The organism is Streptomyces avicenniae (genome assembly GCF_000719135.1).
Lineage (GTDB): Bacteria > Actinomycetota > Actinomycetes > Streptomycetales > Streptomycetaceae > Streptomyces > Streptomyces avicenniae.
This window is the reverse complement of sequence record NZ_JOEK01000001.1, coordinates 672,540-693,894: the sequence shown is the minus strand read 5'-3', so window position 1 is coordinate 693,894 and position 21,355 is coordinate 672,540. Positions and strand designations below refer to the sequence as shown.

15 protein-coding genes, 1 tRNA gene and 1 pseudogene are annotated in these 21,355 nt (G+C 73.5%); 5 read left to right on the top strand and 12 right to left on the bottom strand.

Annotated features, from left to right (window positions below):
• Nucleotides 1-25: 25 nt before the first annotated feature.
• Together IF27_RS03245 and IF27_RS03240 are read right to left on the bottom strand one after the other, a co-directional pair.
• Nucleotides 26-607, bottom strand: coding sequence for an anthranilate synthase component II (locus tag IF27_RS03245; protein ID WP_052847666.1), 582 nt, complete (start codon nt 605-607; stop codon nt 26-28).
• Nucleotides 604-2,097: an anthranilate synthase component I family protein gene (locus tag IF27_RS03240; protein WP_223290890.1), complete on the bottom strand. Its 1,494-nt coding sequence runs from the start codon at nt 2,095-2,097 to the stop codon at nt 604-606. Before IF27_RS03240 ends, IF27_RS03245 begins: the two co-directional genes overlap by 4 nt.
• Before the next feature lie 314 nt (nt 2,098-2,411).
• Between IF27_RS03240 and pdxR the strand changes: the two genes are divergently transcribed.
• Complete coding sequence (gene pdxR / locus IF27_RS03235) at nt 2,412-3,812, top strand: MocR-like pyridoxine biosynthesis transcription factor PdxR (RefSeq protein WP_052847664.1); 1,401 nt, start codon at nt 2,412-2,414, stop codon at nt 3,810-3,812.
• Between the two features lie 3 nt (nt 3,813-3,815).
• On the opposite strand, the gene IF27_RS03230 is transcribed toward pdxR, so the two are convergent.
• Complete coding sequence (locus IF27_RS03230) at nt 3,816-4,427, bottom strand: uracil-DNA glycosylase (protein ID WP_223290889.1); 612 nt, start codon at nt 4,425-4,427, stop codon at nt 3,816-3,818.
• A 237-nt stretch (nt 4,428-4,664) separates the two neighbouring features.
• On the opposite strand from IF27_RS03230, the pseudogene IF27_RS32000 reads away from it, so the two are divergent.
• A pseudogene (locus tag IF27_RS32000) lies at nt 4,665-5,192 on the top strand (putative T7SS-secreted protein); the annotation flags it as partial.
• A gap of 76 nt (nt 5,193-5,268) precedes the next feature.
• Entirely contained in the window at nt 5,269-5,826 is a 558-nt protein-coding gene (locus IF27_RS03225) for a HEAT repeat domain-containing protein (protein ID WP_052847662.1), read from the top strand.
• A gap of 66 nt (nt 5,827-5,892) precedes the next feature.
• Here the strand turns inward: IF27_RS03225 and IF27_RS03220 are convergent, their stop codons facing one another.
• Nucleotides 5,893-6,270 carry a DoxX family protein gene (locus tag IF27_RS03220; protein ID WP_052847661.1) on the bottom strand — a complete coding sequence of 126 codons (378 nt, stop codon included), beginning with the start codon at nt 6,268-6,270 and terminating at the stop codon, nt 5,893-5,895.
• A gap of 96 nt (nt 6,271-6,366) precedes the next feature.
• Here IF27_RS03220 and IF27_RS03215 point away from each other — a divergent pair, with 96 nt between their 5' ends.
• Together IF27_RS03215 and IF27_RS03210 are read left to right on the top strand one after the other, a co-directional pair.
• Nucleotides 6,367-7,173, top strand: a complete 807-nt coding sequence (locus tag IF27_RS03215; RefSeq protein ID WP_052847660.1) for a GntR family transcriptional regulator — start codon at nt 6,367-6,369, stop codon at nt 7,171-7,173.
• A gap of 268 nt (nt 7,174-7,441) precedes the next feature.
• Nucleotides 7,442-8,980 (top strand): alkaline phosphatase family protein, encoded by a 1,539-nt coding sequence (locus tag IF27_RS03210; RefSeq protein ID WP_052847659.1) that lies wholly within the window; start codon nt 7,442-7,444, stop codon nt 8,978-8,980.
• A 57-nt stretch (nt 8,981-9,037) separates the two neighbouring features.
• On the opposite strand, the gene IF27_RS03205 is transcribed toward IF27_RS03210, so the two are convergent.
• The 8 genes from IF27_RS03205 to IF27_RS03170 all read right to left on the bottom strand — a co-directional run bounded on the left by IF27_RS03205 (nt 9,038) and on the right by IF27_RS03170 (nt 21,089).
• Nucleotides 9,038-9,111: transfer RNA gene (locus IF27_RS03205), tRNA-Thr, on the bottom strand.
• Between the two features lie 41 nt (nt 9,112-9,152).
• Nucleotides 9,153-9,359: a zf-HC2 domain-containing protein gene (locus tag IF27_RS03200; protein WP_052847658.1), complete on the bottom strand. Its 207-nt coding sequence runs from the start codon at nt 9,357-9,359 to the stop codon at nt 9,153-9,155.
• Between the two features lie 17 nt (nt 9,360-9,376).
• Complete coding sequence (locus IF27_RS03195; RefSeq protein WP_052847657.1) at nt 9,377-10,993, bottom strand: alpha/beta hydrolase; 1,617 nt, start codon at nt 10,991-10,993, stop codon at nt 9,377-9,379.
• A gap of 112 nt (nt 10,994-11,105) precedes the next feature.
• The gene (locus tag IF27_RS03190; RefSeq protein WP_052847656.1) at nt 11,106-12,308 is read right to left on the bottom strand and encodes a DNA polymerase III subunit delta'; all 1,203 of its coding nucleotides are present in this window, start codon (nt 12,306-12,308) and stop codon (nt 11,106-11,108) included.
• 250 nt (nt 12,309-12,558) lie between these two features.
• Nucleotides 12,559-15,579 (bottom strand): dTMP kinase, encoded by a 3,021-nt coding sequence (tmk, locus tag IF27_RS03185; RefSeq protein WP_052847655.1) that lies wholly within the window; start codon nt 15,577-15,579, stop codon nt 12,559-12,561.
• Between the two features lie 101 nt (nt 15,580-15,680).
• Nucleotides 15,681-18,614 (bottom strand): type I DNA topoisomerase, encoded by a 2,934-nt coding sequence (gene topA / locus IF27_RS03180; protein WP_052847654.1) that lies wholly within the window; start codon nt 18,612-18,614, stop codon nt 15,681-15,683.
• Between the two features lie 218 nt (nt 18,615-18,832).
• A complete protein-coding gene (locus IF27_RS03175; protein WP_052847653.1) occupies nt 18,833-20,359 on the bottom strand; it encodes a DUF7059 domain-containing protein in 1,527 nt (508 codons plus the stop codon).
• 67 nt (nt 20,360-20,426) lie between these two features.
• A complete protein-coding gene (locus IF27_RS03170) occupies nt 20,427-21,089 on the bottom strand; it encodes a small secreted protein (RefSeq protein ID WP_110945470.1) in 663 nt (220 codons plus the stop codon).
• Between the last annotated feature and the right edge of the window lie 266 nt (nt 21,090-21,355).

Here is a 21,355-nt window from a genome sequence, read left to right as displayed (position 1 = left end):
GCCGTCGTCGTGGGGCCGCGCCCGGTCAGCGGGCGGCGGGCGTCCCGGCGTTCGTGAGGAAGTTGGCGAACAGCCGCGCGCCGTCCTCCGTCATGACGCTCTCCGGGTGGAACTGCACGCCCTCGACGGCGAGCGTGCGGTGCCGCAGGCCCATCACGTAGCCGTCGTCCAGGGACGTCGCGGTGACGGCCAGCTCGTCGGGCGCGTCGGTGACGATCAGCGAGTGGTAGCGCGTCACGGTCAACGGCCGCGCGGCGCCCGCGAACACGCCCCGGCCGTCGTGCTCGACCGGGCTCGTCTTGCCGTGCATCAGGTTCCTGGCCACGGCGACGCGCGCCCCGAAGGCCAGCCCGATCGCCTGGTGCCCCAGGCAGACCCCCAGCAGCGGCACGCGCCCGGCGAACGCGTGGACCAGCTCGACATGCCCCGAGTCGGCCGGATGCCCGGGCCCTGGCCCGAGCACCACGGCGTCGGGCGCCGAGTCCACCAGCTCCCGCACCGTACGGGTCCGCGAGCGGACGACCTCCGTCTCGGCGCCGAGCGTGAGCAGGTACTGGTCGATGATGTGGCTGAAGCTGTCGTACGCATCGACGAGCAGGACCCTCACGGCAGCAGCTCCTCACCCGTCAACGCCCAGTAAGTGGCGCCCAGTTTGGCCAACGTCTCCCGCCACTCCGCGGCGGGCTCTGAGTCGGCCACCATCCCTGCCGACGCCTGCGTGCTGTAGCGGACCCCGTCGTGGACGACGGTGCGGATGCAGAGGGCCAGCACGGCGTAGCCGCGCGCGTCGATCAGGCCGAGCGCCCCCGCGTAAAGACCACGTGGCTGGTCCTCGATGTCGTTGATGATCTCCATCGCGCGCAGCTTCGGCGCGCCGGTCATCGTGCCCGCGGGGAACGTCGCGCGGATCGCCGTCCAGACGTCCGTGCCCTCCCTGAGCCGCCCCGAGACCGTCGAGACCAGGTGGTGGACGTACGCGAACGGCTCCACCTCCATCATCGAGTCAACGGAGAGCGTCCCCGGCACGCAGACCCGGCCGATGTCGTTGCGGCACAGATCGACCAGCATCACGTGCTCGGCCCGCTCCTTCGCGCTCGCCCGCAACTGCGCGACGCGGCGCCCGTCCTCGGCCGGGTCGGCGGAGCGCCGCGCGGTACCGGCGATGGGGCGCATGGACAGGGTGTCGCCCTCGACGCGCACGAACAGCTCAGGGCTCGCGCCGATCACCGTCCGCCCGGCCCAGGGGACGACGTACATGTACGGGGACGGGTTGCGGTGCCGCAGCCTCCGGTACACCTCGTTCGGCGTCAGGTCGCTCTCGACGTCGATGCGGTGCCCGATCTGGATCTGGTAGCTGTCGCCGACCCCGATGTGGCCCAGGCACCGCTTGGCGCGGGCGACGAACGTCTCCTCGTCCACGGTGTCGCGGACGGAACGCGGCGCGGGGGCCGCGGGGACGGCCGGGTGGCGTACGACGGCCCCGTCGGCCGCCAGCCGTTCGAGCGTCGCGCGCAGCGTCCCGGCGCCGGGGTCGCCGTCGAACAGCGGCCCGCTCGCCCGCAGATGGAGGACGCCGCCGCGGCGCAGGTCGTACCAGACGGTGTCGCGGAAGAGCGTCAGCGTGCAGCGCGGCGTCTCGGGTCCCGGCGGCGGGGGCGGCAGCTCCTCGGTCGCCCAGGAAGCCTCGTACGACAGCGTCGTCAGGAAGCCGAACGCGAAGGAGTCGGCGGGCAGTTCCGTACGGACGTCGAACACGCCCTGGACGGCGCGGACCACGCGCCACACGTCCTCCGCGCCCGCGAGGGGCCACCGCCCGGCGTGGCCCGGCGCGTCGTCCGGCTCCCCGGTGGCGGCGGACAGGACAGCCTCCAGCGCCCTGCCCAGCGGGCCGTCGGCGCTCAGCTCGACACGGTCGGCGTAGACGCGGAGTTCGGCCAGCCGCCCGTGGCCCACGGCGGTCCAGTGCCGGTCCTGGTCGGGGCCGTCCAGGCTCTCGAAGAGGAAGGCGTCGCCGTGCTCACCCGTGGCCGTCAGGGCTTCGTACAGACACAGCGCGTCGATGTGCGGCACGGGCTCGGCGACCACATGGACGGTCACCGGGGCGGGTCGCGGGGCGGTCGGGGATCGGAGGGCGGAACCACTCGGGGGGTGCGACATCGACTGCAACGACATGACGAAGGGCCTTTCTGATCCTCCGGACCGTCAGGGCTCCGGAGAATGCGACGGCACACCGCGACGCGCGTAGAAACCGCTCGCCACGTGTCCCGCATACCGGAACTGCACCGTCCCGGCTCCCCCGTCCACCCCGACCGCCGGCGTCATCTCCCAGCGGCGTACGTGCGTGCCAGGTGATTTCATCAAATGTGACACTGTACGGGCCATACCACTTCGCTGCTTCTGGAGAAGACCACTTGACGTGGCATCTGGTGCTCACCGTGGACCGCAAGGCACCCCTCCCGCTGACCGTCCAGGTACGCAACTCCCTCCGCGCACTGATCGAGGACAGGACCCTGTGGCCCGGCACACGCCTCCCGTCCACCCGTCAACTCGCCGCGGACTTAGAGGTGTCACGCAGCGTCGTCGTGGACGCGTACGAACAGCTCTCCGCCGAGGGCTACCTGGAGACGCGCCCGGGCTCGGGCACCACCGTCTCCTCCCGCGCCCACGCGGAGGCCGGGGCGTCCACCCTCGTCGCGCGTGACCCGGAGCCCGTGCCCGAGACGATGTGGGACCTGCGCACCGGCACGTCCAACGTCGTTGACTTCCCCCGCCAGGAGTGGGTGCGCTGCGTCGCCGCCGTCATGAACAGCGCGGGCCGCCAAGAGCTGGGCTACTCCGCACCGGCCGGTGTGCCGCTGACCCGGCGCGTGCTGACCGGCTACCTCGGCCGCGTACGCGGCGTGCGCGGGCGGCCGGAAGACCTCATGATCACCGCCGGGTTCGCGCAGGGCCTCGCCCTCATCTGCGCCGTCCTCCTCGGCCGCGGCCACACCGAACTCGGCGTCGAGGACCCGGGCCACCCCGGCGAACGCGAGTTCATCACCAGCGCGGGCCTGCGCCCGGTCGGCATCCCCGTGGACGACGACGGCCTGCGCGTTGACCTCCTGGAGCGCAGCGGCGTACGGGCCGTCCTCGTCACCCCGGGAAACCAGTTCCCCACCGGCGTACGCCTCGCCCAGGCGCGCCGCGAGCGGCTGATCGCGTGGGCCCGCGAGGTCGGCGGCTACGTCATCGAGGACGACTTCGACAGCACGTTCCTGCACCGCGCCGACCGCCTCCCGTCCTTACAGAGCATGGCGCCCGACCACGTGGTGTACGCGGGGAGCGCGAGCAAGGCGCTGGCGCCCGCGCTCCGCCTCGGCTGGCTCGCCGCGCCGTCCGAGCTGATGGCGTCGATCGAAGGGGTGCGCGCGGGCTGGGACATAGGGTGCTCGGGGCTCGAACAGCTCGCCTTCACACGCTTCGTGGACACCGGCGGCTTCGACCGCCACCAGCGCGCGCTGCGCTCCGAGTTCCACCGGCGGCGCCAGGTCCTGCGCCAGCACGCCGAGACGTGCCTGCCGGGCAGCCGCCTCCTGGGGCGCGACAGCGGGCTCCAGGGCTACCTGGAGCTGCCCGCCCACACGGACGAGCACGCCCTCGTACGCGCCGCGCGCCGCCGCCATGTCCTCGTGCGCGGCGGCCACTTCTACACCCTCGGGCCCACCCCACGGCCGCCCGCCCTGGTCATCAGCTACGCGACGGCCAACGCCACCGCCCTCGCCCGCGGCCTCCTCGCGCTCGGCCACGCGTACCAGGAGACGTCGGGCTGACCTTCACGGACGCCCGGCCAGCTCCACGGCCCGCCGGAACACGGCGTCGAGCATGGGCTCGGTGAGCAGACCGGTCGCCGTGTTCTGGCGGCTGGGGTGGTAACAGCCCAGCTGCACGCGCCCGTCAGGCCGTACGGCCTCGGCACCGTGCCCGAAGGCGGGCCGGGGGCGCAGCCCGGCCTGGCGGCTCGCGGCGTCCCACGCGAACGCGCCCAGCGTCACCAGGACCGCCACGTCCGCCAGCGCGTCCAACTCCTCCGTGAGATAGGGGAGGCAGTGGTCACGCTCCTGCGGCGTCGGCCGGTTGCCCGGCGGCGGGCAGCGCACGGCCGACGCGGTCCAGGCGCCGGTCAGCCGCAGCCCGTCGTCGCGCGCGACCGAGGTGGCCTGGTTCGCGAGGCCCGCGCGGTGGAGGGCGGCGGTGAGCCAGTCGGCCGTGGAATTGCCGGTCAGCGCGCGCCCGGTCCTGTTGCCGCCGTGCGCGGCGGTCGCCAGGCCCAGCACGTACACGCGGGCCGCCGGATCGCCGAAGCCCGGCACGGGCCGTGCCCAGTAGCGCTCACCGGCGAACCGCGGCGGCGGCTCCTGCGCGACCTCACGCCGCCACGCGACCAACCGCGGACACCGCGTACACACCACGACACGCCCCCCGACCCGCCCCAACGCTTCCTCACGCGCCCCCACGGACGCACCTCCTCGCACGAATCACCGCTGCCAGCAGGCTGAACACCCGGTCCGACCAGGTCAAGCACATCAGGACCTCCAGGGTCGCCGAGCAACCGTTCGATCGCCCTCCGGTCACCCGTGGGGAGGCAGCTATAGTCACAGATCTCGACACGGGGGGTGATCACGATGTCACGATCTGCTGACTGGAGTCCGGGGGGCATGGACTCCGACCCGACCCCGGGAGATCCCGAGGCGATCAGGGAACTGGCCGACGAGCTGCAAGAGTTCGCGGACGGTGTCGGCGAGGCGCTGGGCAGGGTCCGGGGGATGGCGGGCGACCGTGCGGTGCTCGACTGGGCCGGTCTCTCGGCGGACGCGTTCCGCTCGGAGTTCGACGGAGTGCCGGACAACCTCGCCAGGCTGCGGACGTCCTACGACATGGCCGCGCAGGCACTGGCCGCCTACTGGCCGGAACTCCGCCACGCGCAGGGCATGGCCGACCGCGCCCTTGACCGCGCCACAGCTGCCCAGGCCGATCTGACCGCGGCTCACGCTCAGTTGACGCAGGCACAGGACTGGTTCTCCCGTGTCGGCGACGAGGCACGGCGTCTGGACGAGGACGGTCGGCGCGATGACGTCCTGCCCCCGGACGAGGCGGAGGTCAGAGCAGCGGCCCGCGACCGCACGGCGGCACGGAGCGCAGTCTCCTCGGCCCAGGGCCGGGTGGTCCGCCGATGTCTTCAACTCCCGGATCATCAACCATCGCCTGATCGCGGAAGGACAGGGACGCGTGGACGAGGAAGAGCTGCTGCAGGTCGATCGGGCGCGCGGGCTGCTGGCTCCCGGCTGGATCGGGCCGGACCAGGCAGCGGCGGTCGCCGCCGCCCTCCCGGAACTGCCCGAACGCGTCGTCCCCTGGCTGCGTGAACTGGCGGCGGCCGGGGACTGGTCCCGCTTCGGGCCGTTGGTACTGACGGCCCAGTGGCTGCGTCCGCCCGGTCTCGCCCCCGTCCTGCGCGGTGTCCTCGAACAGGGCGGCCCCCATGGGGGCGTTGCGACCCGTGAGGACCTGGTGTCCGCGCTCGGTGAACTCGGCGATCCCGAGGCCGTGCCGACGCTGGTGCGATTCTTCGAGGAGACCTGGCCGGGCGAACAGCCCTACCACTCGACGTCCGCGAAGGCCCTCGAAGCACTCGGGTTCATCGGCACACCGAAGGCGCTGGCGGCCCTGCGGGAGATCGCGACCGACGCGAGCCGACCGGACCCACTGCGGTGGGAGGCAGCCGTACAGGCCGGGATCGAGGAGGAACTGGGCTTCGACGAGGACGAGATGCTCGGCGTGCCCTGACTTGCCCGTGATCCCCGTTCGGTCGCCGACCGACTGGCCGTCCACCGCGCCCCGACGACAGTTGACTCAGCGCTCGCCCGTGGGCGCGTCCCTGGCGACCTTCAAGGCCCACACGACCAGCGGCACCTGGCCCGGCAGACGGCCGTACGCCACGGCCCTCGGCAGCGGACGGCGGTGCCGCCAGTCGTAGGCCATCTTGACGTTCGCCGGGAAGACCGCCACGAAGAACCCGGCGGTGAGCAGCGCCCCGGTCCGCCGGGTCGCGGGGATCACGAGGGCCGTGGCGAGGGCGAGTTCGACCGCGCCACTGGCCTTCGTCCACGTCCGGGGCCTGCCGGGAAGGCTCTTCGGGACGATCGCGTCGTACGGCTCCGGCGCGGCGAAGTGCGTGACACCGGCGCCCGCGAGCAGCCCGGCGAGCAGATGAGCGGAACGAACGGACACCGCGGGCCTCCATGTGCGACAGATCGGCTACCAGTCGGTAATACCACAGCCGGGCCCGCCGCCCGCTCGGCGGCGACGTCTGGAAACATCCCGTCCGTGGACCACCCGTTCAAGGATCCGACGCCGCCCGACTTCGACCCCGGCGCACCGGTGCGCTCCGGCGTCCCGGAACACGGACGCGTGCCCAAGTACTACGCGGTGAAGGCCCGCGTCGAGGCGCTGGTCGATGACCTGGCGGAGGGCGATCTCCTGCCGACCGAACGGGACCTCGCGCTGCGGTACGCGGTCTCGCGCGAGACCGTGCGCCAGGCGCTGCGTGAGCTGCTGCTGGAGGGACGGCTGCGCCGGAAGGGGCGCGGGACCGTCGTCTCGGGCCCGAAGCTCGAACAGCCGCTCGCGCTGGTGAGCTACACGGAGGGCGTACGCCGCCAGGACCGCAGGCCGGGCCGTAGCCTCATCGGGCTCGACCGCCTCCCCTGCCCCGCGGCACTGACCGCCGATCTGGGGCTGCGGGCCGGTGAACCGGTCTGGCACATGGAGCGTGTGCTCCTCGCCGACGACGAGCGCGTCGGGCTGGAGAGCACGTATGTCGCCGTGTCCCGAGTCCCGCGCCTGGCGGCGGACTTCGAGCCGGACTCGTCCTTCTACACCTACCTGGGCGAGGTCGTCGGCCTGCCGCTCGGCGACGCCGACGAGCGGATCGAGACGGTCCTGGCGACGCCTCGCGAGGCGCTGCTCATCGGCACTCCCCCGGCGCTGCCGATGCTGCTGATCCACCGGCTCTCGCGCGACACCGGGGGGCGCCCCCTGGAACGGGTGCGGACGCTGTACCGCGGGGACCGCTTCAGCTTCACCGCCCACCTGACCCCCGCCACGCACCCCCGCCCCACGCCGGGCGCGTAGCCGCGCAACCCCCCGCCCCCTCCGCGATCACGACAAGATAACGGGTCTGGTCCATAATTGAGTGCCCGTTCACTGCCACGTCGCCGACCCGATCCCGGGGTGCCACGCGCCGCCCGCACCGTGATCACTGTGACGGGCCACGGCCGCCGGATCGTCCGCGCGACCTCGGCCAGGTGAAACCAGCCCGGCGACCGACGCGTCGCGGCGGGTCCCCGCCCCCGCGACCGGAAGCCGAACGACGCCCACCAGCAGCCCACTTGGAGATCAGATGCCCAGCGGAATCCCCAGACGATCCGTGCTCGCCGGTACCGCCGCCCTCACCGCCACCACCGCGCCGCTGCTCACCGCACCGGCGGCACGCGCCGCAGCCCCCGTCCTGCCCGAGGGCACCAGCCTCGACAAGGTGCTCGTGATCGGCATGGACGGCCTGCGCCACGACAGGATCGCCGCCGCGCAGGCGCCGCACCTCAAGTCGCTGATGGCGAACGGCACCTTCGGCACCTCCCTGCTGTACGCCAACCCGATGGCCGCCACCTCGTCAGGCCCCGGCTGGTCCACCGTCTCCACCGGGGTCTGGCCCGACAAGCACGGCGTGAAGGACAACAGCTTCACCGGCAAGAACTACGGCGCCTACCCGGGCTTCCTGGCCCGCCTGGCCCAGGTGCGGCCCCAGCTCTCCACCTACGCCGCCGTCGATTGGAGGCCCCTGCACACCCAGGGCACGGTCACCGCCGGGGCCGACGCGACCCTCGTCCTCGACGGCGACGCCGACGGCTACACCGGCCACGACGCCACGATCGCCACCGAGACCGAGTCGATCCTGCGGCACCAGAACCCCGACGTGCTGTTCGTCTACTTCGGCAACACCGACATCGTCGGCCACAACTCCGGCGCTGCCAGCACGAGTTACCTGAACGCCATCGACGTCCAGGACGGATACGTCGGCCGCCTGCTCGCCGCCGTGCGCGCCCGTCCGACGTACGCCTCCGAGCGCTGGACCGTCCTCGTCACCACCGACCACGGCCACACCGACCCGGGCGGCCACGGCGGCAGCGCCATCGAGGAACGGCGGGCGTTCATCCTGGCCCAGGGGCCCGGCATCGCCGCGGGCGCGCGCCCGATCGACACCCGGCTGGTGGATGTCGCCGCCACCGTGTTCCGGCAGCTCGGCATCGTCCCCGATCCCTCCTGGGGACTCGACGGCAAGCCCGTCCAGGAACGGTCCACCGACCCCTTCGACGCCCTGCACTCCTCCCTCTCAGGGCGCGTGGACGAGACCGGCATCCCGGCCGGTGTCCTCGGCTTCACCCACACCGCGCCCAGCGGCTGGTCCGTCATCAACTCGGCGATGGGCACCGGCGGGATGACCGAATGGCGCGGCTGGTCCTTCGCCACTGACGAGTTCTGGAGCCGCTCCCAGCGCGACCAGTCCAGGGAACTCAACGTCCGCTCCCGCGGCGTCTTCGCCGTGGCCGACTCCGACGAGTGGGCGGACAAGGCTTCCTCCGGCACGTACGACTCCACCCTGGTCACCCCCGCGTACGCGGTCGGCGGACGTTCGTCCGTCCGGCTCGACTTCACCACGTTCTACCGGCAGGAGGGCGGCCAGACCGCACAGATCCTCGCCTCGTGGAACGGCGGTACCCCCGTCGCCGTCAGGTCGTACACGGCGGACGTCATCTCACAGCCCCAGTCCCTGACGCTCCCCGTCCCGTCCGGCGCGAGCAACGTCAGCTTCCGCTTCCGCTACACGGGCGCCAACAACTGGTACTGGGTGATCGACGCCGTACGCGTCACAGCAAGCTGACCGCCTCGGGAAACACGAAGACCCAGGTCAGAGTCTCTCTGTCCTGGGCCTTTCCTGAGCCGCCTAAGGGAATCGAACCCTTGACCTACGCATTACGAGTGCGTCGCTCTGGCCGACTGAGCTAAGGCGGCGGGCGCTGGCTCACCCTGGTGGGTGTGCAGCGCGAGTCAGTCTACACGGGCTTGGAGGGTGCACCTGAACGGCGGCGGCGGAGCAGGTCGTCGGTCGCCTGGCGCAGCGCGCGGACGCGCTTCGACCAGCGGCGGCAGTCCTCACAGGTGGCCAGGTGCAGGTCCAGCTCCTGGTCAGTGACATCGCGGGGGGAGAGGTCACCCTCGGTGCGCGCCGATATGGCGGTGCGGTAGCGGATGCACGGCATGACCCCATCATTCCAGGTCAAGAACAGGTGGTGTTCTCCTCCGGAACGGTGCCTTCCACCAGGTACGTGTTGACGGCCGCGTCCACGCAGCTGCTGTTGCCGCCGTAGGCGCCGTGGCCGTCCCCGTCGTAGGTCAGGAGCGTGGCGGAGTCGAGCTGTTCGGCCAGTCCCTCGGCCCATCCGTACGGGGTGGCGGGGTCGCGCAGGGTGCCGACGACCAGGATGTCGGCGGCTCCCGCGGCGGCGATGCTGACCGGGTGGCCGGACGGCTCCACCGGCCAGGCGGCGCACACCAGGGTCGCCCAGGCGAAGTCGCGCCCGAAGGTCGGGGACGCCTCCTCGTAGGACGTGAGGACGGCGCGCACGTCGTCCTCCGTCGCGTTCCCCGCCGGGCTGTCGAGGCAGCTGATGGCCGGGAAGGCGTAGGAGCTGGTGGCGTACGAGCCGTCAGGGCCGCGCTCGTTGTAGCTGTCGGCGAGGGCGAGGAGGCCGGAGCCGTCGCCGTCCTCCATGGCCGAGCTGAGCGCGCTGCGCAGGTCGCCCCACATGAAGACGGCGTAGAGCGCGCTCGCGACGCCGGTCGTGGCCAGCGATTCGGTGAGGGGCCGCTCGGGGTCGCCGCTGGGCAGGGGCTCGGCGTCCACCGCGGCGAAGAAGTCGAGCAGGGCCTCGGAGGCGGCGTCCGCGTTCTCGTCGCCCAGCGGGCAGTCGTCGTACGTCAGGCAGTCCTCGGCGAACGACCGGAACGCCGTCTCGAATCCGCCCGCCTGTTCGCGGTCGGTGTCCAGGGTGGACAGGCGCGGGTCCACCGCCGCGTCGAGGACGAGGTGCCCGGCGCGCTGCGGGAAGAGACCGGCGTAGACGGCGCCCAGCTTGGTGCCGTACGAGAAGCCGAGGTAGTGCAGTTGCTCGTCACCGAGCGCGCCGCGCAGCACGTCCATGTCGCGCGCCGTCTCGATGGTGGAGATGTGCTCCAGGAGGTCACCCGACCGCTCGGCGCACGCCGCCGTGAACTCCTCCATGGCCGCGACGAGTTGGTCGGCCTCCTCGTCCGAGTCGGGCGTGCGGTCCACGAGGGTGTACGCGTCCATCGCTTCGCCGGTCAGGCACTCCACGGGTTCGCTGCCACCCGTGCCACGCGGGTCGATGGCGCCGAGGTCGTAGCGGTCGAGCGTGTCGGCGGGGAAGGCCGCGTCGCCCCAGGACTGGACGAACTCGACGGCGGAGGCACCGGGGCCGCCCGGGTTCATCAGGAGGGTGCCGATCCGGCCGTCCGGCTCGGACGTCCGCAGGCGCGTCACGCGCAGCTCGATGTCCTGCGCCGGGTCGATGGCCTCGTAGTCGAGCGGGACGGTGAGCATGGCGCACTCGAAGTCGGACCCGCCGCAGGGGCTCCAGGACAGCTCCTGGTCGTAGTACGGCCGCAGGTCGTCCGGGATCGCCTCGGGGAGCGGTTCGAGGGGCGGCGCGTCCGCCGCGGCGTCCTCCCCGCCAGGCTCCTCCGACCCGCCGTCGCTCCCGGCAGGGGTGCGGTCGGGCGCACGCTCGTCCGGACGGTCGTCCGACGAACAACCGGCCGCGAGGAGCGCCGTCGCGGCACCCAGGGCGATCAGGGCCTGGCGGGTTTTGCGCATGAATCCCCCGTAAAGCTGTGTGTGTGCCTGAAGGGGAGCGTAGCCCGTACGCCCTCGCCGGGCACATACCGCCGGGCCCGCGGTGGATCAGGACGGGAGCGGCGGCGGTCGTCTAGCGCAGGGCCATGGTCATCGCCTCCACGGCCAAGAGGGGGGCGACGTTGCGGTCCAGGGCCTCGCGGCAGTCGAGGATGGCCTCCATACGGCGCAGGGTGTGTTCCGGGCTCCCGGCGGCGGCGATCCGTTCGACGGACGCCGCGCTCTCGCCGCCCGCAAGCCCGGCGGCCGAGCCGAACTGGCGCGCCAGCACGTCCCGGTAGAAGGCCGTGAGGTCGGTGAGGGCGAGGTCGAGCGCGTCGCGCTGGGCGCGGGTGGCGCGGCGCTTCTGCCGTTCCTCCAGGTCCTTCATGACTCCGGCCGTGCCGCGCGGCAGCCGCTTGCCGTCGGTGGCGCCGAGGGCGGCGCGCAGCTCCCCGGTCTCCTTCTCGTCCAGTTCCTCCGCGAGCTGCTTGGCGTCCTCGGACGCGGCGTCCACCAGTTCCTGCGCAGCGCGCAGGCAGCCGCCGACGTCGGTGAGGCGCTCGGGGAGCCGCAGGACGGCGAGCCGCCGGTCACGGGCCCGCTGGTCCGTGGCGAGCCGCCTGGCGCGGGCGAGGTGCCCCTGCGTGGCCTGGGCGGCGGCACGGGCGACGTCGGGCTCGATGCCGTCGCGCCGTATCAGCGCGTCGGCGACGGCGGCGATCGGCGGCGTGCGCAGCGACAGCTGGCGGCAGCGGGAGCGGATGGTCGGCAGCACGTCCTCGATGGACGGGGCGCACAGGAGCCAGACGGTGCGGGGCGCGGGCTCCTCGACGGCCTTCAGCAGGACGTTGCCAGCGCCCTCGGTGAGACGGTCGGCGTCCTCCAGGACGATGACCTGCCACCGGCCGCCAGCCGGGGACAGCTGGGCACGGCGGACGAGGTCACGGGTCTCCTTGACGCCGATGGTCAGGAGGTCGGTGCGGATGACCTCGACGTCGGCGTGGGTGCCGATGAGCGCGGTGTGGCAGCCGTCGCAGAAGCCGCAGCCGGGCTGTCCGCCGAGGGCGCGGTCGGGGCTGACGCACTGGAGCGCGGCGGCGAACGCCCGCGCCGCCTCGGCACGGCCCGAGCCCGGCGGGCCGGTGAACAGCCAGGCGTGCGTCATGGCGGAGCCGGACAGCTCGGGCTGCTCGCCACGCTCCGCCGCGGTGACATAGGCGTCGGCGTCCCGGGCGGCGGCGCCCAGTTGTGCCGTCGCCCGGTCCTGGCCGACCAGGTCGTCCCAGACCGTCATCGTTCGCTCCGTCCCGGTGTGCCGACGGGTGTCGGCGGGCGTTGCCCATTGTGCGCCACGGCACTGACAGCGGCGCAGGACACCCGCACGTCCCGGCCGCGGACGGCGCACGGAAGACCGTCACCGGATGCACGTTCGAAGGAGTATCGGGGGCACGCGCGAGGGACGCGGTGCGTGGCCGGACGCGAAAGACCGGCGGCCGGGACGGATGTCGCACCGTCCCGGCCGCCGGTCTCCCGTTCGCAGCGGCTCAGCGCCGCCCGGGTCCGCCCTTGCCGTTCGCCCCGTCGTCCCGGTCGGCGTCCTCCTCGCCGTCGCCGTACCCCCCGTGCGGGCCGAGGAGTTCGTCGGCCAGCGTGGGGACGTCGTCCAGCGGCGTCTCCTCGGCCCACTGCGGACGGCGGCGCGCCACGGCGGCGCCGTCCTCGTCCACCCGCGGCAGCGGCCGGGTCTCCCCCGCCCCGCCGGGCGCGGCGGCGCCGTCGGCACGCGGGAGGATCGCCGTCCCGTCGTCGTCCCGGCGGGCGGGCTCGACGGGGTGGGGGATCTTCTGCGTGTCCGAGGTCGAGCGCGGGATCTGCTGCGTCTCGGCCGACGAGCGCGGGATCTGCTGCGTCTCGGAGGTCGAACGCGGGATCTGCTGCGTCTCGGCGTCGTCCGCCGCAGCCGCTGCCGCGAGCCTGGCCTGCTCGGCACGCAGCAGCGCCTCCTCGGCCTTGCGCTGCTTCTCGCGGCGCCGTTCCTCGGCCTGGGCGCGCAGCCTGGCCTCCTCCTCGGCCTGCGCGCGCAGCCTCGCCTGCTCCTCCTGACGCAGCCGCTCCTCCGCCTCACGGCGGCGGCGCTCCTCCTCGGCCTTGCGGCGGGCCTCCTCGGCCCGCAGCCGTGCCTCCTCGGCGAGCCGCGCCTCCTCCGCGAGGCGGCGCTCCTCCGCCTCGCGGCGCAGGCGCTCCTCCTCGGCGGCGCGCAGGCGGGCCAGTTCCTCCTGGCGCTCGCGCTCCCTGCGTGCCTCCTCCTCGGCCCGCTGACGCTCCTCCTCGGCGCGGCGGCGCGCCTCCTCCTCGGCCTTGCGGCGGGCTTCCTCGCGCGCCCTGATCTCGGCCTCGGACAGCGGCAGCACCTGGTCGAGGCGGTGCCGGGCCGCGGTGGTGACGGACTCGGGGTCCTGCCCCGCGTCCACGACGAGGTAGCGGGCCGGGTCGGAGGCGGCGAGCGCCAGGAATCCGGCACGCACCCGCTGGTGGAACTCGCTGGACTCCGACTCCAGCCGGTCGGGCGCCTCCGTGAACCGCTCGCGCGCCGTCTCGGGCGAGACGTCGAGCAGCACGGTCAGGTGCGGCACCAGACCGCCGGTGGCCCAGCGGGAGATGCGGGCGACCTCGGTCGGCGACAGGTCGCGTCCTGCGCCCTGGTAGGCGACGGACGAGTCCACGTACCGGTCGCTGATGACGACGGCGCCGCGCTCCAGGGCCGGGCGGATGACGGAATCGACGTGCTCGGCGCGGTCGGCGGCGTACAGCAGTGCCTCGGCGCGGTGCGACAGGCCGCTGGAGGAGACGTCGAGCAGGATGGTCCGCAGCCGCTGGCCGATCGGCGTGGCGCCGGGCTCCCGGGTGACGACGACCTCGTGGCCCTTGGCGCGGATCCAGTCCGCCAGCGCCTCGGTCTGCGTGGACTTGCCCGCGCCGTCGCCGCCCTCGACGGCGATGAAGAAGCCGGTGGGCGTCGGGGCGCCGATCGGGTCGGTGCCGCCGGTGGGCGTGCGGACGGCCTCGGCCAGTTCGCGGCGCAGCGACCGGCCGCGCCGGTCGTCGATGCGGCCGAGCACCACGGCGGCGACGGGGAGCAGCAGGACGCCGACGATCATCAGGGTGAACGCGGCGCCGCCGTGCTGGAGCGTGAACCGGCCCTGCTCGACCCGGTGCGGGCCGATCAGCGCGGCGGCCAGCGGCGCGAGGACGGCGCACAGGGCGACGACGACGCGGACGACGGCGTGCAGGTGCTGCGTGAGGCGCGGCCTGCGGAACTCCTCGGTCTCCTGGTCGAGCAGCACGTGCCCGGTGTTCGCCGCGACCCCCGCGGCGAGGCCGGTCACGGTGGCGGTGAACAGGACGGTGGCCGGGTCGGAGATCAGGCCGACGCCGAACACGCCGAGGCCGGTGAGCGCGAGCGCGAGGGCGAACAGCCGCCGCCGCGAGAGCGCCGGGAGCGTCAGCGGCGCGAGCCGGACCCCGGCGGCCACGCCGCCGGTGAGCCCGAGGACGAGCAGGCCGAACGCGACCGGGCCGCCGCCGAGGTCGGCGATGCGCAGGACGCCCACGCCGACGGCCGCGGCGATCGCGCCCGCCACCGCCGCGCAGCCGAGGACGAGGAGGCCGATCGCGCCCGTGCGGCCCTTGTCGGGCAGCGTTCCGGCGGCGGGCCTGCGGAGCCCTTCGAGCGGGGAGACGGGGCGGCGCGGCGCCGTGCCGGGCAGCCGCAGCCCGTACAGGACGGAGATCGACGCGGCGAAGAGCCCGGCCGCGACGTACGAGGCGAGCGCGGCCTGGTGCGTGTCGAACCAGTCGAGCCCGGTGGCCAGCAGGTTGCTGACCAGCGCGGCGCCCACCAGGGCGAGCGCCGCCAGCGGCAGGGCGAGAAATCCGCCCCGCAGCCACAGGCGGCGCAGCGCGTCGTGGTGGTCGGGCAGCGGACGGACGGCGGCGCCCTCGGGCGGCGGCGGGGGCAGGAGGGCCGGGGCTGCGCTGTCGCGCGCGGCGGTCCACACCCGTTCGGCCACGCCGATCACAAAGACGGTGACCAGGAGGTAGATGTACGCGCTGGTGGGGGTCCAGTCGATCCACAGCGGGGCGACGATGAGCAGCGCGGCCCGTACGCCGTCCGCGCCGATCATGGTCCAGCGGCGGTCGAGGGGCCCGTCGGGCGCGAGCAGCTTGGCCACCGGGCCGAGCAGCAGGACGCCCGCCAGCAGCGTGGCCACCAGACGGACGGCGAGGGTGACGGTGACCGCCAGGGCGACGCCGCGGTACTCGCCGCCGAAGAGCGGGTCACCGCCGTCCTCCGGCAGGTACAGCGCGGCCTGCACGGTGAGCAGGAGCAGCACCAGCACCGACAGGGCGTCGCCGATACCGCCGGTGAACTGCGCCTCCCACAGCCGCCGCAGGGCGGGCACCTGCAGGAGGGCCCGCCGCGCGCGCTCACGGGAATCCGCGACGAGCGCCTCGTCCGTGGCGCGCCAGGTGGGGTCAACCTCTGGTTGCTCTGCTCGCGTCATTCGGCCAGCGTAACGTTCGCCACGGACAACGAGCCCACCCGCCCGAACAAGCGCACGGCCCCCGGCGTTCGCGGTGGAGCGGCGGGGCCGTGCGCCGCGCGTCAGGCGGAACCGTTCCGCGGCCCGTCCTCCCGGCTTCCCGAACCGGCCCGCGCGGCCGTCCTCTTGGCGGGCGCCTTCTTCCCCGCGGCCGACGCGTCGGCGGTACCCGCCCCGTCCTGGGCCGCCTTGTCGCCGGTGGCGGTGGTCGTGGCCTTGGCCTTGGCCGCGGTCTTCTTCGCCGCCGCCTTCTTCGCGGGTGCCTTCTTGACCGCCGTCTTCTTCGCGGCGGTCTTCTTCGCGGGTGCCTTCTTGGCCGCCGTCTTCTTCACGGGGCCCTTGGCGCGCTTCTCGGCGAGGAGTTCGTAGCCGCGTTCCGGCGTGAGCGTCTCGACCTCGTCGTCGCGGCGCAGGGTCGCGTTCGTCTCCCCATCGGTCACATACGGTCCGAACCGACCGTCCTTGACCACGACAGGTCGCCCGGTGACCGGATCGTCGCCCAGTTCCTTCAGCGGCGGCTTCGCGGCGGCGCGGCCACGCTGCTTGGGCTGCGCGTAGATCGCCCGCGCCTCCTCCAGCGTGATGGTGAAGAGCTGGTCCTCGGTCTGGAGGGACCGCGAGTCCGTGCCCTTCTTGAGGTACGGGCCGTACCGGCCGTTCTGCGCCGTGATCTCCTGCTCGGACTCGGGATCGACGCCCACCACACGCGGCAGCGACAGCAGCCGCAGCGCGTCGGCGAGGGTCACCGTGTCCAGCGCCATCGACTGGAACAGCGAGGCGGTGCGCGGCTTCACGGCGTTCTTGCCGGTCTTGGGCGTGCCCTCGGGCAGCACCTCGGTGACGTAAGGACCGTAGCGCCCGTCGCGTGCCACGATCGGGTGACCCGTGTCCGGGTCGGTGCCCAGCTCGAAGTCGCCGCTCGGCCTCGCCAGCAGCTCCTTGGCGAGATCGACGCTCAGCTCGTCGGGCGGCAGGTCCTCCGGGACGTCGGCGCGCTTGCCCGGCTCGCCACTGCCCGGCTCCTCCGGCGGCGCCTCGACGTAGGGGCCGTACCGTCCGACGCGCAGCACGATGCCGTCGCCGACCGGGAAGGACGAGATCTCCCGCGCGTCGATCGCGCCGAGGTCCTCGACCAGTTCCTTGAGGCCGCCGAGGTGGTCGCCGTCCCCGTTCCCGGCGTCGGCCGCGACGCCCACACCGGCGCCGTCGCCCTCACCGAAGTAGAAGCGGCGCAGCCACGGCACGGCCTCGGCGTCGCCGGTGGCGATGCGGTCGAGGTCGTCCTCCATCTTCGCCGTGAAGTCGTAGTCCACGAGCCGGCCGAAGTGCCGCTCCAGCAGGTTGACGACCGCGAAGGAGAGGAAGGAGGGGACGAGCGCCGTCCCCTTCTTGAAGACGTAGTGCCGGTCCAGGATGGTGCCGAGGATGGTGGCGTAGGTGGAGGGGCGGCCGATCTCCCGCTCCTCCAGTTCCTTGACCAGCGTCGCCTCGGTGTAGCGGGCCGGGGGCTTGGTGGCGTGGCCGTCGGCCGCGATGCCGTGGGTCGTGAGCGCGTCGCCCTCGGTGACCTGCGGGAGGCGGCGCTCGCGGTCGTCGGAGTCGGCGCCCGGGTCGTCCACGCTCTCGACGTACGCCTTCAGGAAGCCGTGGAAGGTGATGACCTTGCCGGTCGCGCTGAACTCGCAGTCCCGCCCGTCCGCGCTGGTCCCGGCGACGCGGACCGCGACCGACTGGCCGACCGCGTCCTTCATCTGGGAGGCCACGGTGCGCTTCCAGATCAGCTCGTAGAGCCGGTACTGATCGCCCGTCAGGCCGGTCTCGGCCGGGGTGCGGAAGCGGTCGCCCGAGGGGCGGATCGCCTCGTGGGCCTCCTGCGCGTTCTTGACCTTGCTCGCGTAGACGCGCGGCCGGTCCGGCAGGTAGTCCGCGCCGTAGAGCTGCTCGACCTGGGCGCGGGCGGCGGAGACGGCGGTGTCGGACAGCGTCGTCGAGTCCGTCCGCATATAGGTGATGAAGCCGTTCTCGTACAGCCGCTGCGCGACCTGCATGGTGGCCTTCGCCCCCATGCCCAGCTTGCGCGAGCCCTCCTGCTGGAGGGTGGTGGTACGGAACGGCGCGTACGGGGAGCGGCGGTACGGCTTGGACTCGACGGCACGGACGCGGAACGCCGTGTCGGCGAGCGCGACGGCGAGGGCGCGCGCGTTCTCCTCGCTCAGCGCCTCGACCTGGCCCGGGTTGCGCAGCTGCCCGTCGGGGCCGAAGTCACGGCCCTGCGCGACGCGCCGTCCGGCGACCGAGCTGAGACGGGCCTCGAACGTACCCTCGCCGGGGACGGTGGCGAACGTCCCGGTGAGATCCCAGTACTCCGCCGAGCGGAACGCGATCCGCTCCCGCTCCCGCTCGACCACGAGCCGGGTCGCGACGGACTGCACGCGACCGGCCGACAGCCGGGGCATGACCTTCTTCCACAGGACGGGCGAGACCTCGTAGCCGTAGAGGCGGTCGAGGATGCGCCGGGTCTCCTGGGCATCGACGAGGAGCTGGTTGAGCTCGCGCGGGTTGTTCACCGCCTGGCGGATCGCGTCCCGGGTGATCTCGTGGAAGACCATCCTGCGGACCGGCACCTTGGGCTTCAGGACCTCCTTGAGGTGCCAGGCGATCGCCTCGCCCTCGCGGTCCTCGTCCGTCGCGAGGTAGAGCTCGTCGGAGTCGGCCAGCAGCTCCTTCAGCTTCCTGACCTGGTCCCGCTTGTCGCTGTTGACGACGTAGAGGGGCTCGAAGTCGTCGTCCACGTTGACGCCGAGGCGGGCCCAGGGCTCGCCCTTGTACTTGGCCGGCACCTCGGCGGCGCCGCTCGGCAGGTCGCGGATGTGCCCGACGCTGGCCTCGACCACATAGCCGGGGCCGAGGTAGCCCTTGATCGTCTTCGCCTTGGCGGGCGACTCGACGATGACAAGTCGGCGTCCGCCGTTCGCGGTCTCGCTGGTCGGGGACAACTTCTGCTCTTCTCTCCAGCCTCGGGGGCGCTTAGGGACATGCGGAGTGTGACGGTACATCCCCGCTGCGGATCACACGGAAAAACTCCGCAACGCATCTCGAACGGTAACCCGAGATCCGCCGTTCCCGCCGCCCGGCCGCTCCCGGCACCTTGTCCGTGCACTGTCACACCGGGTGCGGGGACGGGGCGGCGGCGGGCCGGGCGCGGGGCCCGCGCTCAGCCGCGCGGCAGGAGAAAGCCCTGCTCGACGAGGGGACGCAGCCACCGCGGGGCCTGGTCGCGCAGCGTGTCGGGCTGCTCGCCGAGCAGGTGTGCGATCGCGTCCAGGATCGCGTCGGCGCGGAGTGTCCCGTCGCACCCACCGGCGAATCCGGCGCCGACGGTGTCCATGGCGGAGGCCCGCAGCATCCCGTGCCGCTGCCGCAGGACGACGTGCTCGGGGTCCTCGGCGCCGGGCTGCCCGAGCTGCTCCTGGACCACGCCGTCCGCCAGCTCGTAGCGGGTGCGCAGCAGGGCGGCGTCGTCGGCGTGCCGGAGGAAGTCCTGGCGCGCGAAGTGGGCGCGGATCGTTTCGCCGAGCGGTTGTTCGACCGTGTGCGGCCAGTCCTCGACGGTGAGGGAGGGGTGGTCGGTGCCGGTCCTGTGCAGCGTGATCCAGCCGAATCCGACGGCACGGGTGCGGCGCGCGGCGAACTCGTCCAGCCACGCCCCGTACGCCGCCTCGTAGGTGGCCGGATCCTGCTGGTGCGTCCCGGCGTCGCGGAGCCACAGCTCGGCGTACGCGGTGACGTCCTGCTCCTCGCGCTGCACGATCCACGCGTCGCAGCCCGCCGGTACCCAGGCGGCGACGCGTTCGCGCCAGTCCTCTCCCTCGACGTGCTGCCAGTTGGCGAGGAGCTGGCACCAGCCGTCGTCCGCGAGGTGGTCGGCCGACCGCTGGACGAGCGTGCGGCACAGCTCGTCGCCGCCGAGGCCGCCCTCGCGGTAGGTCAGGGCCGCGCCTGGCGCGGGGGGCGCGATGACGAACGGGGGGTTCGAGACGATCAGGTCGTACCCGTCCTCGCCGGTGACCGGCTCGAAGAGGGACCCCTCGCGCAGGTCCGCGGCGGGCGCGCCGGAGAGGGCGAGCGTGAGGGCGGCGATGCCGAGGGCGCGGGGGTTCACGTCCGTCGCCGTGACGCTCTCCGCGTGCCCCGAGGCGTGGAGGGCCTGGACGCCGCAGCCGGTGCCGAGGTCGAGGACGCGGCGGGCCGGCCGCCGTACGGTGAGCTGCGCGAGCGTGGTGGACGCCCCGCCGACGCCGAGGACCACGTCCCGCGACCTGCCTCCGGCGCCCGCCGCACGGCCCACGGCGCAGCCCGCGTCGGACACGATCCACCAGTCCTGCCCGCCGTCGCCCGCGTAGGGGCGGACGTCCACGGTCGCCAGGACCTCGCCGCCGTCACCCCCGGTCAGCCAGCCGTCGGCCAGCGCCTCCGCCAAGGGCAGCGCGGCCTTGGCGGCGGCCTCGGGGACCGGCCGCTGGAGGAGGAAGAGACGCGCGAGGGTGGCCGCCGGGTCGGCGACGCCCTCGGTGGCGCGCACGGCGGGGACGGTCTCGCCGCGCGCGAGGGCGGCGTACGCGGGCGCGCCGAGGAGGTCCAGGAGGCCGTCCGGGGTGAACCGGGCGCTCAGCAGGGCGTCGCGCAGCCGGGCGGTCGCGGGGCCGGGTACGGGGAGGCCGGGGGTGACGGGGATACTCACGCCTCCATTGTGGTGACCGCGACGGCCGCCGTGCGCGCGGCGGCCGTCGTGGCGGGCGGCGTACCGGTCACTCGTCGGCGCCGCCGCTGCCGTCCTCGGCCTCCTGCTCTCCGGCGTCCTGCTGCTCCGCGTCCTGCTGTTCTGCGCCGTCGTCCGCCGACGCGCCGTCACCCGCGTCGTCGCCGGTCGGCGTGCGGCGGCAGCCCTCCTGACGGGCCATCGCCTCGCCGAGGTCGCCCGTCTGGAGTTCCTGGAGCGCCTGGTCGCCGCTCTGGCCCAGCAGCTCAAGCTGGTCGGCGAGGTCGCGCAGCCCTTGGGAGAACTCGCCCTGGTCCTCGACGTCGAGGCCGTCCACCGTCTCCTTGAGGTCCGCGTACGAGCCGGACAGGTCGCGCAGCTCGGACACGGCGTCGTCGCGGAGCCGCGTGCCGTCGTCCACCGGCGGGTCGCCCGCGCCGTCCACCGCCTCGGCGAGCGCGGCGTAGGCGTCGGAGATGTCCTGGAAGGCGGCGGAGTCCGCCTCCTGCACCTCGGCGGGCGACCTGTCCCCCTCGGTGGCCTCGGCGATGGCCCCGCTGGCGTCCTGGATCTTCTCGACCTGGGGCCTGATCTGGCCACAGACGTCCTGGGCCCAGGCGTCCAGCTCCTCCCGGTTGTCGTCACCGCCGCAGCCTGACAGCGTGACGACCAGCGCGGCGCATGTCAGTGCTGTCGCGAGCCTCTTGTGCACGGTTCCTCGTCCCTTTCCTGCCGCCGGGGCCCATCTGGCGGAGGCCCGTCCGACGAGCGGCGGTCTGTCTCGGACCGGCCCCAGGGCGGGAACTTACACGCCGGGCATCCCTCGTCCGAGTGACGGTCGGTGCCGTCGTCGCGTGTCGCAGCCATTTGAACCAGCGTGTCCCGGCGGCGTGAACCTGCCGGACGCGCCGGTGACATGCCGTTCCCGCCGAGCCGTACGGGCCGACGCGCCGTCAGCCGTGACCGTGCGCGGGCGCG

What these genes read in the sequence shown, in the direction of transcription:
- IF27_RS03210 (WP_052847659.1), top strand. Translation starts at nt 7,442, where the DNA reads ATGCCCAGCGGAATCCCCAGACGATCCGTGCTCGCCGGTACCGCCGCC.
- tmk (WP_052847655.1), bottom strand. Translation starts at nt 15,579, where the DNA reads ATGACGCGAGCAGAGCAACCAGAGGTTGACCCCACCTGGCGCGCCACG.
- IF27_RS03190 (WP_052847656.1), bottom strand. Translation starts at nt 12,308, where the DNA reads ATGACGGTCTGGGACGACCTGGTCGGCCAGGACCGGGCGACGGCACAA.
- IF27_RS03195 (WP_052847657.1), bottom strand. Translation starts at nt 10,993, where the DNA reads ATGCGCAAAACCCGCCAGGCCCTGATCGCCCTGGGTGCCGCGACGGCG.
- IF27_RS03200 (WP_052847658.1), bottom strand. Translation starts at nt 9,359, where the DNA reads ATGCCGTGCATCCGCTACCGCACCGCCATATCGGCGCGCACCGAGGGT.